General features: G+C 69.2%; 14 protein-coding genes. 6 read left to right on the top strand and 8 right to left on the bottom strand.

What is annotated here, in order from left to right:
- The first annotated feature begins 65 nt into the window (after positions 1-65).
- Positions 66-2,288 (top strand): RNA degradosome polyphosphate kinase, encoded by a 2,223-nt coding sequence (locus tag KB221_06315; GenBank protein WIY70633.1) that lies wholly within the window; start codon positions 66-68, stop codon positions 2,286-2,288.
- The gene (locus KB221_06310) at positions 2,288-3,796 is read left to right on the top strand and encodes a Ppx/GppA phosphatase family protein (GenBank protein ID WIY70632.1); all 1,509 of its coding nucleotides are present in this window, start codon (positions 2,288-2,290) and stop codon (positions 3,794-3,796) included. The genes KB221_06315 and KB221_06310 overlap by 1 nt, the downstream gene beginning before the upstream one ends.
- A gap of 6 nt (positions 3,797-3,802) precedes the next feature.
- Here KB221_06310 and KB221_06305 read toward each other — a convergent pair whose 3' ends face one another.
- Together KB221_06305 and KB221_06300 are read right to left on the bottom strand one after the other, a co-directional pair.
- The gene (locus tag KB221_06305; GenBank protein ID WIY70631.1) at positions 3,803-4,375 is read right to left on the bottom strand and encodes a hypothetical protein; all 573 of its coding nucleotides are present in this window, start codon (positions 4,373-4,375) and stop codon (positions 3,803-3,805) included.
- Between the two features lie 49 nt (positions 4,376-4,424).
- A complete protein-coding gene (locus KB221_06300; GenBank protein ID WIY70630.1) occupies positions 4,425-5,402 on the bottom strand; it encodes a M28 family peptidase in 978 nt (325 codons plus the stop codon).
- A gap of 147 nt (positions 5,403-5,549) precedes the next feature.
- On the opposite strand from KB221_06300, the gene KB221_06295 reads away from it, so the two are divergent.
- The 3 genes from KB221_06295 (at position 5,550) to KB221_06285 (ending at position 9,101) form a co-directional block, all read left to right on the top strand.
- Complete coding sequence (locus KB221_06295) at positions 5,550-6,143, top strand: hypothetical protein (protein ID WIY70629.1); 594 nt, start codon at positions 5,550-5,552, stop codon at positions 6,141-6,143.
- Positions 6,144-6,236: 93 nt separating this feature from the next.
- Positions 6,237-8,576 carry an NAD-dependent DNA ligase LigA gene (gene ligA, locus KB221_06290; protein WIY70628.1) on the top strand — a complete coding sequence of 780 codons (2,340 nt, stop codon included), beginning with the start codon at positions 6,237-6,239 and terminating at the stop codon, positions 8,574-8,576.
- A complete protein-coding gene (locus tag KB221_06285; GenBank protein ID WIY70627.1) occupies positions 8,577-9,101 on the top strand; it encodes a hypothetical protein in 525 nt (174 codons plus the stop codon).
- On the opposite strand, the gene KB221_06280 is transcribed toward KB221_06285, so the two are convergent.
- The 5 genes from KB221_06280 to KB221_06260 form a co-directional block, all read right to left on the bottom strand.
- Entirely contained in the window at positions 9,098-10,087 is a 990-nt protein-coding gene (locus KB221_06280) for an aldo/keto reductase (protein ID WIY70626.1), read from the bottom strand. The two genes, KB221_06285 and KB221_06280, sit on opposite strands and share 4 nt — an antisense overlap.
- Before the next feature lie 72 nt (positions 10,088-10,159).
- Positions 10,160-11,974, bottom strand: a complete 1,815-nt coding sequence (locus KB221_06275) for an aminopeptidase P family protein (protein WIY70625.1) — start codon at positions 11,972-11,974, stop codon at positions 10,160-10,162.
- A gap of 91 nt (positions 11,975-12,065) precedes the next feature.
- Positions 12,066-12,524: a hypothetical protein gene (locus KB221_06270; GenBank protein ID WIY70624.1), complete on the bottom strand. Its 459-nt coding sequence runs from the start codon at positions 12,522-12,524 to the stop codon at positions 12,066-12,068.
- A 54-nt stretch (positions 12,525-12,578) separates the two neighbouring features.
- Positions 12,579-13,448, bottom strand: coding sequence for a 50S ribosomal protein L11 methyltransferase (locus tag KB221_06265; protein WIY70623.1), 870 nt, complete (start codon positions 13,446-13,448; stop codon positions 12,579-12,581).
- 3 nt (positions 13,449-13,451) lie between these two features.
- The gene (locus KB221_06260; protein WIY70622.1) at positions 13,452-13,817 is read right to left on the bottom strand and encodes a hypothetical protein; all 366 of its coding nucleotides are present in this window, start codon (positions 13,815-13,817) and stop codon (positions 13,452-13,454) included.
- A 46-nt stretch (positions 13,818-13,863) separates the two neighbouring features.
- On the opposite strand from KB221_06260, the gene KB221_06255 reads away from it, so the two are divergent.
- On the top strand, positions 13,864-14,085 hold the full coding sequence (locus tag KB221_06255; protein WIY70621.1) for a hypothetical protein: 222 nt from the start codon (positions 13,864-13,866) through the stop codon (positions 14,083-14,085).
- Positions 14,086-14,164: 79 nt separating this feature from the next.
- On the opposite strand, the gene KB221_06250 is transcribed toward KB221_06255, so the two are convergent.
- A complete protein-coding gene (locus KB221_06250; protein WIY70620.1) occupies positions 14,165-14,377 on the bottom strand; it encodes a DUF3126 family protein in 213 nt (70 codons plus the stop codon).
- Positions 14,378-14,408 lie beyond the last annotated feature (31 nt).

Here is a 14,408-nt window from a genome sequence, read left to right as displayed (position 1 = left end):
GGGCGGCGTTTTCCTTTGTCACAGCAAGGTTGCGGCCATCGTCGCGCCGGGCCAGAACCGGTCACATGAGCGATACGGCGATCAGCGACACGACCACCGGCGAGGAGGTCCCGTCCTCGCGCGCGCCCCAGCTTGAGCTGTCCGAGGCCCTGATGGCCTCGCCGACGCGCTTCTTCAACCGCGAGATTTCGTGGCTGGCGTTCAACGGCCGGGTGCTGGAAGAGGCCGCCAATCCGGGCCACCCGCTGCTCGAGCGGCTGCGCTTCCTGTCGATCTCGGCCAACAACCTCGACGAATTCTTCATGACCCGGGTCGCCGGCCTCAAGGGCCAGGTGCGGGAACGGGTGCGCGTCCTCTCCGCCGACGGCCTGACCCCGGCGGAGCAGCTGGACAAGGTCAATGTCGCGGCCGGCGGACTGATGGCTGAACAGCAGCGCCGCTGGCGCAAGCTGCGCAAGGAACTGACGGGCGTCGGTATCGAGGTCGTCGACGCCGCCCGCATCACCAAGACCGAGCGCGAGCGGCTGGAGCCCGAGTTCCTGAACCAGCTGTTCGCCGTGCTGACGCCGATGGCGATCGACCCGGCCCACCCCTTCCCCTTCCTGCCCAATCTCGGCTTCTCGCTGGCGCTGAAGCTGAAGCGGCGGTCGGACAACCGCACCCTCTACGCCCTCGTCCCCGTGCCGACCCAGGTGAAGCGCTTCTGGCCGCTGGCCACCGACGGTCGCTCGACCCCGGGGCGCAAACGCTATCTGACGCTGGAGAGCCTGCTGATGCTCTTCATCGACCACCTGTTCCCGGGGTGCGACGTCCTGGAGCGCGGCGTCTTCCGCCTGATCCGCGACAGCGACATCGAGATCGAGGAAGAGGCCGAGGACCTCGTCATGGAGTTCGAGGAGGCCTTGAAGCAGCGCCGCCTCGGATCGGTCGTGCGGATCAAGATCGAGGCCTCCATGCCCGACGATCTGCGTACCTTCATCACCAACGAGCTGGACGCGGCGCCGCAGGACATCGTTCTGGTCGACGGCATGCTGGGCCTCGCCCAGCTGGCGGAGCTCATTCCCTCGGGCCACCCGGAGCTGAAGTTCAAGGGCTACGAGCCGCGCTATCCTGAACGCGTCCGCGACAACGGCGGCGACATCTTCGCGGCGGTCCGCGAGAAGGACATGCTGATCCACCACCCGTTCGAGAGCTTCGACGTGGTGGTCCAGTTCCTGCGCCAGGCCGCCCGCGATCCCAACGTCATCGCCATCAAACAGACCCTTTACCGGACCTCCAAGGACAGCCCCATCGTGGCCGCCCTGATCGAGGCCGCCGAGAACGGCAAGAACGTCACCGCCCTCGTCGAGATCAAGGCCCGCTTCGACGAAGAGGCCAATCTGCGCTGGGCCCGCGCCATGGAGCGCGCGGGCGTCCACGTCGTCTTCGGCTTCGTCGAATGGAAGACCCACGCCAAGCTCAGCGTGGTCGTCCGGCGCGAGGGCGACGGCCTCAAGACCTACTGCCATTTCGGCACCGGCAACTATCACCCGATCACGGCGCGCATCTACACCGACCTGTCGCTGTTCAGCTGTGAACCGGCGCTGGCCCGCGACGCCTCGCGCGTGTTCAACTACATCACCGGCTACGCCCAGCCCGACGAGCTGGAGGCGCTGGTCGTCTCGCCGCTCAACATGAAGACCACCCTGCTCGACCTGATCGGCAAGGAGATGGAGGCGGCGGCCAAGGGCAAGCCGGCGGCGATCTGGGCCAAGATGAACTCCCTCGTCGACCCGCAGATCATCGACGCCCTCTACCGCGCCAGCCAGTGGGGCGTTCGTATCGAACTGGTCATCCGCGGCATCTGCTGTCTCCGCCCCGGCGTGCCTGGCCTGTCAGAGAACATCCGGGTGAAGTCCATCGTCGGGCGGTTCCTTGAGCACAGCCGGATCGTCGCCTTCGCCAACGGACGCGACCTGCCGCACGACAAGGCGAAGCTGTACATCTCGTCGGCCGACTGGATGAACCGGAACCTGGACCGGCGGGTCGAACTGATGACGCCGGTGCTGAACGCCACCGTCCACGATCAGGTGCTGGACCAGATCATGGTCGCCAACCTCAAGGACGACGCCCAGAGCTGGGTGCTGGAGGCAGACGGCAGCTACCGCCGGGTCACGCCGGTCGACCCCGAGCGGCCCTTCTCGGCGCACAAATATTTCATGACCAACCCCAGCCTTTCGGGTCGCGGCCGCAAGGTGAAGACCCTGCCCGGCCACCTCAGCTACGAGCCGTCGCGGAAGAAGCGTTGATGCCGGAAGCGTTGCATTCCGCGATCGGCGCGCCGCGTGACGTCGCCGCCATCGACATCGGCTCCAACTCGGTGCGTCTGGTGCTGTACCGGCTGGAAGGCCGCGCCATCTGGACGGTGTTCAACGAGAAGGTGCTGGCTGGCCTCGGCCGGGACCTCGCATCGACCGGCCGGTTGTCCGTGGAGGGCGCCGCCCAGGCCCTGACCGCGCTGAAACGCTTCGCCGCCGTGATCGAGGGCGTCCAGCCCGCCCACACCTTCGTCGCCGCCACCGCCGCCGTGCGCGAGGCCGCGGACGGCCGGGACTTCTGCGACCGCGTGGCCGCCGAAACCGGCCTGCGGATCCGCGTCCTGTCCGGCGAGGAAGAGGCGCGCTACGCCGCCCTCGGCGTGCTCGCCGGCATTCCCCAGGCCGACGGCGTGGTGGGTGATCTGGGCGGATCCAGTCTTGAGCTCGTGCGCCTGACGGCGGGCGAGGTCGGGCGCGGTGCCACCCTGCCCCTCGGCCCCTTCGCCCTGGCCGACGCGCGCGGCTTCGACGCCGACCGGCAGCGCCAGACCATCGCCGACCGCCTCAAGGTCGCCGGGGATTTCAGGGCGGACACCCTGTACGCCGTCGGCGGTGCCTGGCGGACACTGGCCCAGGTCCATATGGGCGTCAGCGACTACCCCCTGCGGATCGTGCACCAGTACGAAATGGACGCCGCCGAGGTGCTCGACACGGCCCGGCTGATCGCCCGGGCATCGAAGACCGCGCTGGAGAAATGGCCCGGCCTGTCGAAGAAGCGCGCCGAGACCCTGCCCCATGCCGCCCTCGTCCTTGAAGGGCTGATCGAGCGGCTGGGCCTGAAACGCATTGTCCTGTCGGCCTGGGGCGTGCGCGAGGGTCTGCTGTACGAGGCCCTGGAGCCGGATATCGCTGCAGCCGATCCGCTGCTGGCGGGCAGTTCGGCCCTCGGCGCGCGGCAGGGCATTTCACCGACCCTGCCCGGAGCCCTGAACGGCTGGATCGCGCCCCTTCTGGCCGCCCTGCCGCCGGTGTTTGATCGCGAGCGCGACGCCATCCTCGCTGACGCCGCCTGCCGCCTGGCCGATCTCGGCGCGCGCCTGCATCCCGACCACCGCGTCGAACTGGCCTTCGATCAGGTGCTGCGCGCGCCGGTGCCGGGCCAGACCCACGCCGAGCGCGCCTTCCTGGCCGTGGCCGTCAACGCCCGCTACGGCGGGTCCGCCGCGACGCCCGAGCCCGCCACGGTGGCCCGCCTGCTCAGCGAGGAACAGCGCCAGGGGGCCCGTGCCCTCGGTCTCGCGATCCGCCTGGCCTGCGACCTCTCCGGCCGCTCGCCCCAGCTGCTGGTCAACGCCCGCGCCGGGGTGAAGGACGGCTCCCTCGTCCTGACGGCGTCAGCGGGTTACGCCGACGTCCTGCTGGGCGAACAGACCCGCCGCCGCGGCAAGGCCCTGGCCGAGGCCATGGGGCTGAAGCTGGATATCCGCTCGGGCGATTGAGCGGGGTCAGTCCCCGGCCCACCAGCGCAACTGGACAGCCTGCGCCGGGGCGTCGCCGACCGTCAGCCGGCCCGTGACCACCACGCCCTCATCGCCGAGGTTGCGCCGCGCCGTCGCCAGGGCACCGGGATCCAGCGTGCCCTCGAAGCGGACCGCGCCCAGCTCCGCTGACCGGCCCTCGAAGGCGATGCGGTTGTCCGTGACCGAATAGGTGGACGGCAGGACGCGCGCGGTGATGCTGCGCGCCTCACCGATCTCGGTCTGGACCATGGGGCTGGTGACGTCGTCGAACTGCAGCATGACCGGCCCGAAGGTCCCGCTCCGGCTTCCGCCTTCCCAGGCCTCGAACTCCTGCGCCTGGCCGACGAAGATATGGTCGAACGACCACTTCCCGATCCGCACCTCGGTCGCAGGCATATAGTAGCCGGACAGGTCCGAACTGATGCTGTGGCTGAAGGCTGCGGCCGGAGCGGCAGGGGCCGGGCCAGACGGGGCCTCGCCTTGCGTATCCGGGCGATCGCATGATGCGACGGCGAGCATGGCCGCGAGGCCGGCGACGGCGAGAAGTCTGGTGCGCATGGCGTCCTCCGGCATTCAACCCATCACGCCCCGCGGGCCGTGTCGAGCCTCAGCGGTCCAGCGCGGCGTCCAGCGCCCGGAACGAGGCGATCGAAAGCTCGGTGGCGCTGAAGAACACCGACGGCGTGATCTTCTCGAAATCGTCCGACGGCCGGTGATAGTCGGGGTGGTAGTTCACGCCCAGATACAGGAACGGTACCTGCGCTCTGTAGAAGGCCCCGTGGTCCGACGCCTCGACCCAGTTGTCCTCGCCGGTGTCCTGCGGCGTGTCCTTGCCGAAGGCCAGGGCGACCGCGCCATTGGCCGGGATGCCCTCAAGGATCGGACGGAAGGTCGGGTGCTGGTAGGTGCCCGTGACCCACAGTTTGCCGTCGGTCTCGGCCCGGGCCGTCATGTCGAAATTCAGGTTCATGGCGATCGATTCGAGCGGCATCGGCGGGGCCTCGACGAAATGCTTTGCGCCCAGCAGGCCGTGCTCCTCGCCATCCAGGGCCACGATCAGCACGCTGTGCTCCGGGGCCTGTCGCTTCAGATCCGCCGCCAGCGCCAGCATGGTCGCCACGCCCGAGGCGTTGTCGTCGGCGCCGTTGAACACCTGGCCCTCGGCATTGACGCCGACATGGTCGTAGTGGGCCGTGACGACGATATAGCGGTCGGTCACGCGCGTACCGGGGATCACCCCGATGACGTTGACGCCATTGTAGGTCCGGGGCCCGGCGCGGGTCCGGCCCTGCATCTCCCACGGCTGCAGCCGGCCCATCGGCGGCGCGACGACGCCCAGGCCTTCCAGCCGGCCGACGATATAGCTGCGCGCCATCTCACCGCCCGGCGCACCAGTGTCGCGTCCCTGCATGGCGTCGGCGGACAGGATGCGGACGTCTTCCAGCAGCTGGGTGTGCATCGCCGAGGGCGCGGGTGCCGCCGCGGCCGGCGGCGTCGCCTCCGGGCCGAACAGGCTTCCGCAGGCCGAAAGCAGCAGGGCCCCACCCAGCGCGGTGGACAGGGCGAGAAGACGGGCGTGCGACATGGAAGCTCCTCAAGGTCGATTTCAGGCTAGCAGGCCAGGCGCGAGACGTCAGGTTAACGTCCTGTCATGGCGAAACAAAAGGTGAGTGCCCCGCCCGTTGCGAGCTCCAGGCCGAGGCTCGATAGTGTCCCGGCAGAGGAGGGATACATGAAACGACTGGCGATCGCCGCCGCAGCTGCGGTCCTGATCTTCAACGCGGCGTCGTCGACGGCCCAGGAGGCACCGCCCACAACCGCCCGCCCATCCTTGCTCGAACGCGCGGTCAATGCGGTTCACGTCAGCAGCTTCAACGTCTACGGACCCGGCCAGAGCCACGCCATCGTCGAATCCACCGTCCAGGGTGGCCGGGCGCTGCGGGTCGACGTCGCGACGGCCGGCACCAACCTCTGGGATGTCGGCGCGGGATCAGCGACGACGAAGCCCGTTCGAAACGGCGACGTCCTGTTGCTGGCCGTCTGGCTGCGGGCCGAGCGGTTGCCCGCGGGGGCGGAGACCGCGCGCGTCAACGTCCGCCTGCAGGACGCCGCCGCGCCCTATGCCGAGATCGGCAGCGCGGAGGTCCTGGTCGGGCCGGAGTGGAAAATGTACTTCGCCCAGGCCGTGGCAACGCGTGACTATTCCCCAGGCGCGGCCGCCGCGACAATCCAGCTGGCCGCGGCCAGTCAGACGATTGACCTCGGTCCGGTCTTCATCCTCGACTTCGGCCCGGACTACGACCGGTCGTCCCTGCCGACCAACTAAACCGATTTCGGTCGAGGATCCCTCCGGTTTGCGCGTGGCCCCCACCTGACTGCCGGTGCTACAGGTGAAGGTCCTCCAACCGCCCGATTCCCGATGACCGACATACCGATCCCGGACCTGAGCGCGGGCGAAGCCGAGACGGAACTGGCTCGCCTCTCGGCCGAGCTGGCGCGTCACGACGCCCTCTATCACGGGCAGGACGCCCCGGAGATCAGCGACGCCGACTACGACGCCCTCAAACGCCGGGCACTCGAGATCGAGGACCTGTTCCCCGACCTGACCAGTGCCGCCTCGCCGTCGCAGGTCGTCGGTGCCGCCGCCTCCAGCCAGTTCGCCCCGGTGCGCCACGGCGTGCCCATGCTGTCGCTCGACAACGCCTTTTCCGCCGAAGAGGTGACCGACTTCGTCGCCCGCATCCGCCGCTTTCTGAAGCTGCCCGTCGATGAGGTCGTGGCCTTTGTCGGCGAACCCAAGATCGACGGCCTCTCCGCCAGCCTGCGCTACGAGCACGGCGTGCTGGTCACCGGCGCGACGCGGGGCGACGGCCGGACCGGCGAGGACGTCACCGCCAACCTCCGCACCATCGCCGACATTCCGCAGACCCTGTCCGGCTCGGGCTGGCCCGACGTCATCGAGGTCCGTGGCGAGGTCTATGCCCCCAACGACGCCTTCGACGCCTTCAACGCCGCCGCCGAGGCCGAGGGCCAGCGCACCTACGCCAACCCGCGCAATTTCGCCGCCGGCTCCCTGCGCCAGAAGGACCCCGCGATCACGGCCAGGCGGCCCCTGCGCTTCTTCGCCTACGCCTGGGGCGAGACCTCGACCGCCTTCGCCGATACGCAAGCCGACGCCCTGAAGGCGCTGGAAAGCTGGGGTTTTCAGGTCAACGCCCGCTCGCAAAAGGTCGAGGACGCCGCCGGCCTCCAGGGCCTCTATGCCGGGCTCGAACGCGACCGCGCCGGCCTCGGCTATGACATCGACGGCGTGGTCTACAAGGTCGACCGGCTGGACTGGCAGTCGCGCCTCGGCTTCGTCGCTCGCACCCCGCGCTGGGCCATCGCCCACAAATTCCCCGCCCAGCAGGCCACGACCGTGCTGGAGGGGATCGACATCCAGGTGGGCCGGACGGGGTCGCACACCCCCGTCGCCCGCCTGCATCCGGTCACCGTCGGCGGCGTGGTCGTGCGCAACGCCACCCTGCACAACGCCGACGAGATCGCCCGCCTCGACGTCCGCCTCGGCGACACGGTGACCCTGCAGCGCGCGGGCGACGTCATTCCGCAGATCCTCGGCGTCGTCGATCCCGACCGCCCCGGGCGCAGCGAGCCCTGGGCCTTCCCCCACACCTGCATCTGCCCCCTGAAGACCGCCCTGGTGAAGGAGACCAATGCCTCGGGCGTCGAGAGCGTCGTCCGCCGCTGCACCGGCGAACTGGCCTGCCCCTTCCAGCGCATCGAACACCTCAAGCATTTCTGCAGCCGCCGCGCCTTCGACATCGAGGGGCTCGGCGAGAAGCAGTTGATCGCCTTCCACGAACGCGGCTGGATCAACCAGCCCGCCGACATCTTCCGCCTCGCCCGCGACGCCGAAAAGCTCGACGCCCTGCGCGCCGAGGACGGCTATGGCGAGACCAGCGTGGGCAACCTCGTCGCCGGCATCGACGCCCGCCGCACCATCGCCCTGGACCGCTTCATCTACGGCCTCGGCGTGCGCGACATCGGCGAACAGACCTCCATCGTCCTCGCCCGTGCCTTCGAGACCTGGCCGGTCTTCGAGGCCGCCTGCCTCGCCGCCGCCGACGGCATTCCGAGCGAGGACTGGATGCGGCTGAACGAGACCCACGCCGTCTCGCCCCGCGTCGTGGCGACCCTCGCCGAAGCGACGCCGCCCGCAGCCGACCCCTGGCCCGAGGCCCCCATCGACCAGAAGATCGCCCTCGCCTTCCCCGGCCTCGCCGCCCCCGCCCGCCGCGGTCTGGCGACCCTCGCCGATGACTGGGCCGGACTGGTCCGACTGGCGGCCGTGGCGCGCAACGAAGGCCCCTCAGAAGGCCTCGGCCAGATCGCCGGCGTCTCCGGCGTCGGCCCGGTCGCCGCCCGGGCGCTGGCCCTGTTCTTCCGCGAGACCCACAACCGCGCCATGGTCGACGCCCTCGTCGCCGAGATGACCCGGATCGAGGACGCCGAGAAGCCGAAGTCCGACACCCCGGTCGCCGGCAAGACTGTGGTCTTCACTGGTGCCCTCGAACGCTTCACCCGCGAAGAGGCCAAGGCCCGCGCCGAATCCCTCGGTGCCAAGGTGTCCGGCTCGGTGTCGAAGAAGACCGACTATCTGGTCGCCGGCCCCGGCGCGGGTTCGAAGATGGCCGACGCGGTGAAGCATGGCGTGGCGGTCCTGACCGAGGACGAATGGCTGGCGTTGATCGGCGGCTAGATGATGATCGAAATCAGATCCACTGCCGACGTCGATCATCATTTGGACCTGCTAGCGGCCTCAGCAGCGCGAACGCGCTCCTGGCTGCTCGAACATTCCGGCACGCCGCTGGACATGATGCGGGCTTTGAAGTTCGAGCCCGTCGGGTGCCACCCCGTCGAGGATCGTCCTCTCAACGCCATCGAGCAAATCAATCAGACCTGGACCTACATGGTCGCCATGCTGGCGACCCGGCAACTCCTGGGACTGCATCCGGAGGCCGGCGGCTATCGGGTCGCCCCCGGCGCGCACATGTCTCTGCCTCTCGACATCATGAGCATCACTCCAGGCCTCGTCGGAGCCGAAACCTTCGCCGCCACTCACCCGGCCAGCAATAACAAGCTCAACAAGGACATGTTGAAGCTTGCCGGCGCGACGGAGTCACACCGCTACGTCTTCATGATGTGCCCGGGCTTCAGCGCCGGGCGACACATAAAATTCGAGAAGGCTGGCATTCAGGTCTGGGCCGTCGAGCCAGACCTCTAGCGGTTCAACGCCGCCCGCGCCGCTTCGGCATAGCGGTGGCCGGATGCCGCCCCCTTCGGGAACACCGCCTCGATCTGCGCCAGATCGTCGGCCGTCAGTACCAGATCGGCTGCCGCGGCGTTCTCCTCCAGCGTCCGGACGCGGCGCGTGCCAGGGATCGGAACCAGCGTCTCTCCCTGCGCCAGCACCCAGGCCAGGGCCAGCTGCGCCGCGCTCACGCCCTTGTCCGCCGCGATGGCCGCGACGGCGTGGACGAGGTCGATGTTCTTCTGGAAATTCTCGCCGAGAAAGCGCGGGTTGGTGCGGCGGAAGTCGTCGGCCGCGAGGTCCTCGACCGACTTGATGTCGCCCGACAGGAAGCCCCGCCCCAGCGGGCTGTAAGGCACAAAGCCGATGCCGAGTTCGTCGCAGGTCGCGAACAGTTCGTCTTCGGGCTCGCGGCTCCACAGGGAGTATTCGGTCTGCAGCGCGGTGATCGGATGTTCGGCATGTCCCCGGCGCAGGGTCGCCGGCGAGGCCTCGGACAGGCCGAGGAAGCGCACCTTGCCCTCCTTCACCAGCTCGCCCATCGCCCCGACCGTCTCCTCGATCGGCGTGTTCGCATCGACCCGGTGCAGATAGTAGAGATCGACGTGATCCATCCCCAGCCGCTGCAGGCTGCCCTCGATGGCGCGGCGCACATTGGCCGGCGAGCCGTCCACGGCCAGGGCGGTGCGGTCGGCATTGTAGCCGATGCCGAATTTGGTCGCGACGAACGCCTTGTCCCGACGATCCGCCAGCGCCTTGCCGATCTGGATTTCGTTGGTGTGCGGGCCGTACATCTCGGCCGTGTCGAGGAAGGTGACACCGAGATCGAGCGCGCGGTGGATCACGGCCGACGCCTCGGCCTCGATCGACGGCTGTCCATAGAAGGACGCCATGCCCATGCAGCCGAGGCCGATGGCCGAAACCTCAGGACCGCTGCGGCCGAGTTTGCGCGTCTTCATGACCGCTCTCCTTGAAATATGGGGGGCCAGCGGAGCCTCCGCCGGCGCACCCGAGATGGGCGCCGTTCGGCCTTATTTCAAGGGCGCGCACTGCACCTTCAGCCAGGCCAGCACGTCCCCGTCCAGCAGCGGGCCGACCTTGGCCAGCACCTCGGCGTGATAGGCGTCGACGTAGGCGCGCTCGTCCGTCGTCAACAGATCGACGTCGATCAGCTTGCGATCCAGCGGTGCCAGGGTCAGCTGCTCGAACCCGTGCATCGGGCGCTCGCCGCCGGGAATGGCCGTCGGCGGGGTCACCACCTGCAGGGTCTCGATGCGGATGCCCCAGTGGCCCTCGCGGTAGTAGCCGGGCTCGTTGGACAGGATCATGCCGGTCAGCAGCGGCTGGCTGTTGGGGGCCTTGGCGATCCGTTGCGGGCCCTCGTGGACCCCAAGATAGCTGCCGACGCCGTGGCCGGTGCCGTGGTCATAGTCGTGGCCGGCCATCCACAGCGGCAGGCGCGCCATGGCATCCAGTTGGGACCCCGTGGTGCCCACCGGGAAGCGCACCACGGCCATGGCGATATGGCCCTTGAGCACGAGGGTGAACATCCGCCGCTGGTCCGCCGTCGGCTCGCCCACGGCCATGGTCCGGGTCACGTCCGTGGTGCCGTCCAGATACTGGCCGCCGCCGTCGACGAGCAGCAGACTGCCCTTCTCCATACGGCGGATCGTCCGTGTCACCGGCTTGTAGTGCGGCAGGGCGCCGTTCGGCCCGCAGCCCGCGATGGTGTCGAAGCTCAGGTCCTTCAACGCACCTGTCGCCTCGCGGAATCCCTCCAGCGCCTCGGCGATCTGGCGTTCGTCGGGCAGGGTCGCCTGCCCCACCGTATCGACCCAGTGCAGGAAGCGGGTCAGGGCCGCGCCGTCGCGGATATGCGCCTGCCGCGTCCCTTCGATCTCGACCGGGTTTTTGCAGGCCCGCGGCAGGGTGCAGGGGTCCATCCCGCGCACCACCGTCGCGCCGGTCGCTTCCAGCCGGTCGAAATACCAGGCCGGCGACTGGCCCGGATCGACCAGCACCTTCTGACCCGACAGGGCGTCGAGCGCGGCGTCCAGCGCAGCCGGAGCCTCCAGCGTCACCGCATCGCCCAGCCAGCCGGGCAACTCATTGGTCACCTTGCGCGGATCGAGGAACAGCTGCGCTGTGCCGTCTGCCTTCACCACCGCCTGTCCCAGCGGCAGGGGCGTGCGGATCACGTCGCCGCCGCGGATGTTGAACAGCCAGGCCAGCGACGCCGGCGCGGTCAGCACCGCCGCCTCGGCCCCGGCCTTGGCCACCGCCGCGCCGATGCGGGCGCGCTTGGAGGCGCTGCTCTCGCCGCTGTAGCGGTCCTCGTGCGGCACCACGGGGGCGGTCGGCTGCTCGGGCCGTTCCTCGGCCCAGGCGAGATCGAGCGGGTTGGGCGCGACCGGCTTGAGTTCAGCCCCGGCCTTCGCCGCCGCGCGCTTCAAGGTCGCGAGCGCATCGGGACTGTGCAGGCGCGGGTCATAGCCGATCACCGAACCCCTGGGCGCACGCTCCAGATACGCCGGCACGCCGCCTTCCACGAGGTCGAGAATCTCGAACTGCGCCGCATCCACCTGGGCCCGGACCTGAACGGTGTAGCGGCCGTCGGCGAACACCGCCGCCCGGTCCTTCATCACCACGCCCGCACCCGCCGACCCGGTGAAGCCGCTCAGCCAGGCCAGCCGGTCGTTGGCGGCCGGCAGATATTCGTTCTGGTGCTCGTCCTCGTGCGGCACCAGCAGCCCGTCGAGCCCCTGCTCGGCCATTTTCGCGCGGACGCGGGGAAGGTGTTTGGCCCCGAAGGACGGATCGGTGGTTTCATCGAAGGACTGGCGCATGGGCGAGGCATAGCACCGGACGCAATGGCGTGGGGAGAGGCCACAGTGACTTCTCCCTCCCCCTGGGGGGAGGGAGAGCCGGTCGTTCGAACTACCCCTGCGGTGCCGTCGGCGTGACCACGGCCACACCGCCGCTCGGTGCCGGAACCTGGACTTCCCGCTCGATCACCATCGGCGTCGAGGCACGGGCTTCAGCCGCGCGCGCCTCACTGGCGGCGCGGATCGCGTCGGCCTGCGAACGGGCGGCGTCGGCGCGGGCGATGTCGACGCTGGCCTGGGCACCGGCGACCTGGCCCTGGATCAGGGCGGAGTCCGCCTGAGCCTGGGCGGCGGCGGCATCCAACTGCGCCTCGATCAGGGCCTGATCGGTCTGCGTATCAGGACCGCGCGCGAACAGGATCCACAGGACGGCAATCAGGACCACCCCGCCCAGAATGCCCGCGATCCACCAGCCCGTATTGGACTCACGCACGACGACGGTTTCGACGGTCTCGGTATAGACCGGCGGCGGAACCCGGTTCGGATCGGTGTTCGGGTCGTACTGGGTCACGGGCAGTCCTCCATTGAACTGCCGCAACGGTTGCGAAGGACGCCCGTTCCGCGGCTACCCCACCCGCCTCAGCACGAGCGCGCTCCAGGCGTCGCGATGGATGCGGCGCTCGAGCACGAAGCCGCGCGAGAGATAGGCCGCCGACACCCGCCGCTCCTGCGTCCGCAACAGGCCGGACAGGATGGCGACGCCGCCGAGGCTCAGGGCGTTCTTGATGTCCTGCGACAGCGAGACCAGCGGCGGGGCCAGGATGTTGGCGAAGACCAGATCATAGGGGCCGTGCTGGCGCACCTTGCGGTCGTTCAGGCCGAAGGCGTGAACGAAGCGCGCATCGGCCATGTTCAGCTTGGCGTTCTCGTTCGCGATCCGCACCGAGGGCTGGTCGATGTCGGTGCCGACGGCGACCTTCGATCCCGTCTTGGCCGCGGCGATGGCCAGCACGCCCGTGCCGCAGCCCACGTCGAGCACGCGCTCGAACCGTTCCTTCTTGAGCAGTTCGTCGAAGGCGATCAGGCAGCCGACCGTGGTGCCGTGGTGGCCGGTGCCGAAGGCCGCGCCGGCATCGATCTTCAGATTGACGGTATTGTTCGGAACGATGCCCTCATCATGGGCGCCGTAGACGAAGAACCGTCCGGCGCGCACCGGCGGCAGGCCCGACAGCGACATGGCCAGCCAGTCGGCGTCGGCCAGTTTCTCCACCTTCACGGTCAGGCCGTCATGCGCCTTCAGCCGCGCCTCGATGCCGCGCGCGTCTTCGGCGTCATTGGGGAAGGCGTCGATGCGCCAGATCCCCTTGTCCTCGTCTTCCTCGAGGATGGAATAGGTCGCGCCTTCCAGCAGCGGATCGGAATCCAGCGACACGGCGGCGGCCTCGGCGACGGCGCGCGGGCCCCTCGCGATTATTTGAACTGCGGACTCGGACATTTCTCAAACACCGCTATCATTGCGAATCGAGACGCACGCTGGTGCGCTCTCCTGCGCCAGCATCAACCAATCGAACCGAGGGGTCGGGGAATTCATGGCTAAAGCACCATCCAAGCCTAAGGCGGCTGCCAAACCGAAGGCGGCGCCCGCCGCTTCCAAGCCGAAACCGGCGACAAAGTCGAGCGCTGCGCCGAAACCGGCTGCAAAACCTGCCGCGAAGCCTGCCGCTCCGAAGGCCGCCGCCAAGCCCGCCGCGGTCAAGGCTGCGCCGAAGCCGGCTGCGAAACCCGCCGCCAAACCGGCCGCCAAGCCGGCCGCGAAAGCCGCGCCCAAGGCCGCCGCGAAGCCCGCTGCCAAGCCGGCCGCCAAGCCCGCTGCTCCCAAGGCTGCCGCCAAACCCGCCGCCAAGCCGGCCGTGAAGAAGCCCGCCGCCAAGGCTGCGCCGAAGGCCGCTGCGAAGCCCGCCGCCAAACCGGCCGCCGCGCCCAAGCCTGCCGCCGCTGCGCCCGCACCGGCTCCGAAGCCGGCGGCTCCCGCTGCCGCCCCGGCCCCCGCGCCGGCTCCGGCCGCCGCCAAGCCCGCCGAGAGCAAGGGCTTCTTCGCGTCGATCAGCCGGTTCATCTTCGGCAAGAGCTGACCGTCACGACCTGAAACGACGAAGCGCCGGTGGATCGCTCCACCGGCGCTTTTTCGTGCGCGGTCTTCGCCGGGAGCGATCAGTCCTGCGGCAGGTCTTCCGCCAGGATGGCCATCTCGAACATGAAGCTGCCGGCCTCGTCCTCGTCCTCGAAGACGACGCCGATGAACTCATCGCCGACATAGACCTCGCAGGAGTCATTGGGCTTGCCGCGCGGCTTCAGGATGATGCCGCCGGTGTTGAAGGTGCGCTTCAGGTGCGTCTCGACGCGCTTCATGTCGGCGGTGTTCATGCTTGGCCTCAGGTCTTTCGTGAAGGCGCGG

It is taken from the genome of Aquidulcibacter paucihalophilus (assembly GCA_030285985.1).
In the GTDB taxonomy this organism is placed as follows: Bacteria; Pseudomonadota; Alphaproteobacteria; order Caulobacterales; family Caulobacteraceae; genus Brevundimonas.
The sequence above is the reverse complement of the archived record's forward strand: the minus strand, read 5'-3'. Positions and strand labels throughout refer to the sequence as shown.

Bases quoted from the DNA above. Each gene is read 5' to 3' on its own strand.
- KB221_06265 (WIY70623.1), bottom strand. From the start codon at position 13,448: ATGTCCGAGTCCGCAGTTCAAATAATCGCGAGGGGCCCGCGCGCCGTC.
- KB221_06300 (WIY70630.1), bottom strand. From the start codon at position 5,402: ATGTCGCACGCCCGTCTTCTCGCCCTGTCCACCGCGCTGGGTGGGGCC.
- KB221_06275 (WIY70625.1), bottom strand. From the start codon at position 11,974: ATGCGCCAGTCCTTCGATGAAACCACCGATCCGTCCTTCGGGGCCAAA.
- ligA (WIY70628.1), top strand. From the start codon at position 6,237: ATGACCGACATACCGATCCCGGACCTGAGCGCGGGCGAAGCCGAGACG.
- KB221_06250 (WIY70620.1), bottom strand. From the start codon at position 14,377: ATGAACACCGCCGACATGAAGCGCGTCGAGACGCACCTGAAGCGCACC.
- KB221_06310 (WIY70632.1), top strand. From the start codon at position 2,288: ATGCCGGAAGCGTTGCATTCCGCGATCGGCGCGCCGCGTGACGTCGCC.
- KB221_06280 (WIY70626.1), bottom strand. From the start codon at position 10,087: ATGAAGACGCGCAAACTCGGCCGCAGCGGTCCTGAGGTTTCGGCCATC.
- KB221_06315 (WIY70633.1), top strand. From the start codon at position 66: ATGAGCGATACGGCGATCAGCGACACGACCACCGGCGAGGAGGTCCCG.
- KB221_06295 (WIY70629.1), top strand. From the start codon at position 5,550: ATGAAACGACTGGCGATCGCCGCCGCAGCTGCGGTCCTGATCTTCAAC.
- KB221_06285 (WIY70627.1), top strand. From the start codon at position 8,577: ATGATGATCGAAATCAGATCCACTGCCGACGTCGATCATCATTTGGAC.
- KB221_06305 (WIY70631.1), bottom strand. From the start codon at position 4,375: ATGCGCACCAGACTTCTCGCCGTCGCCGGCCTCGCGGCCATGCTCGCC.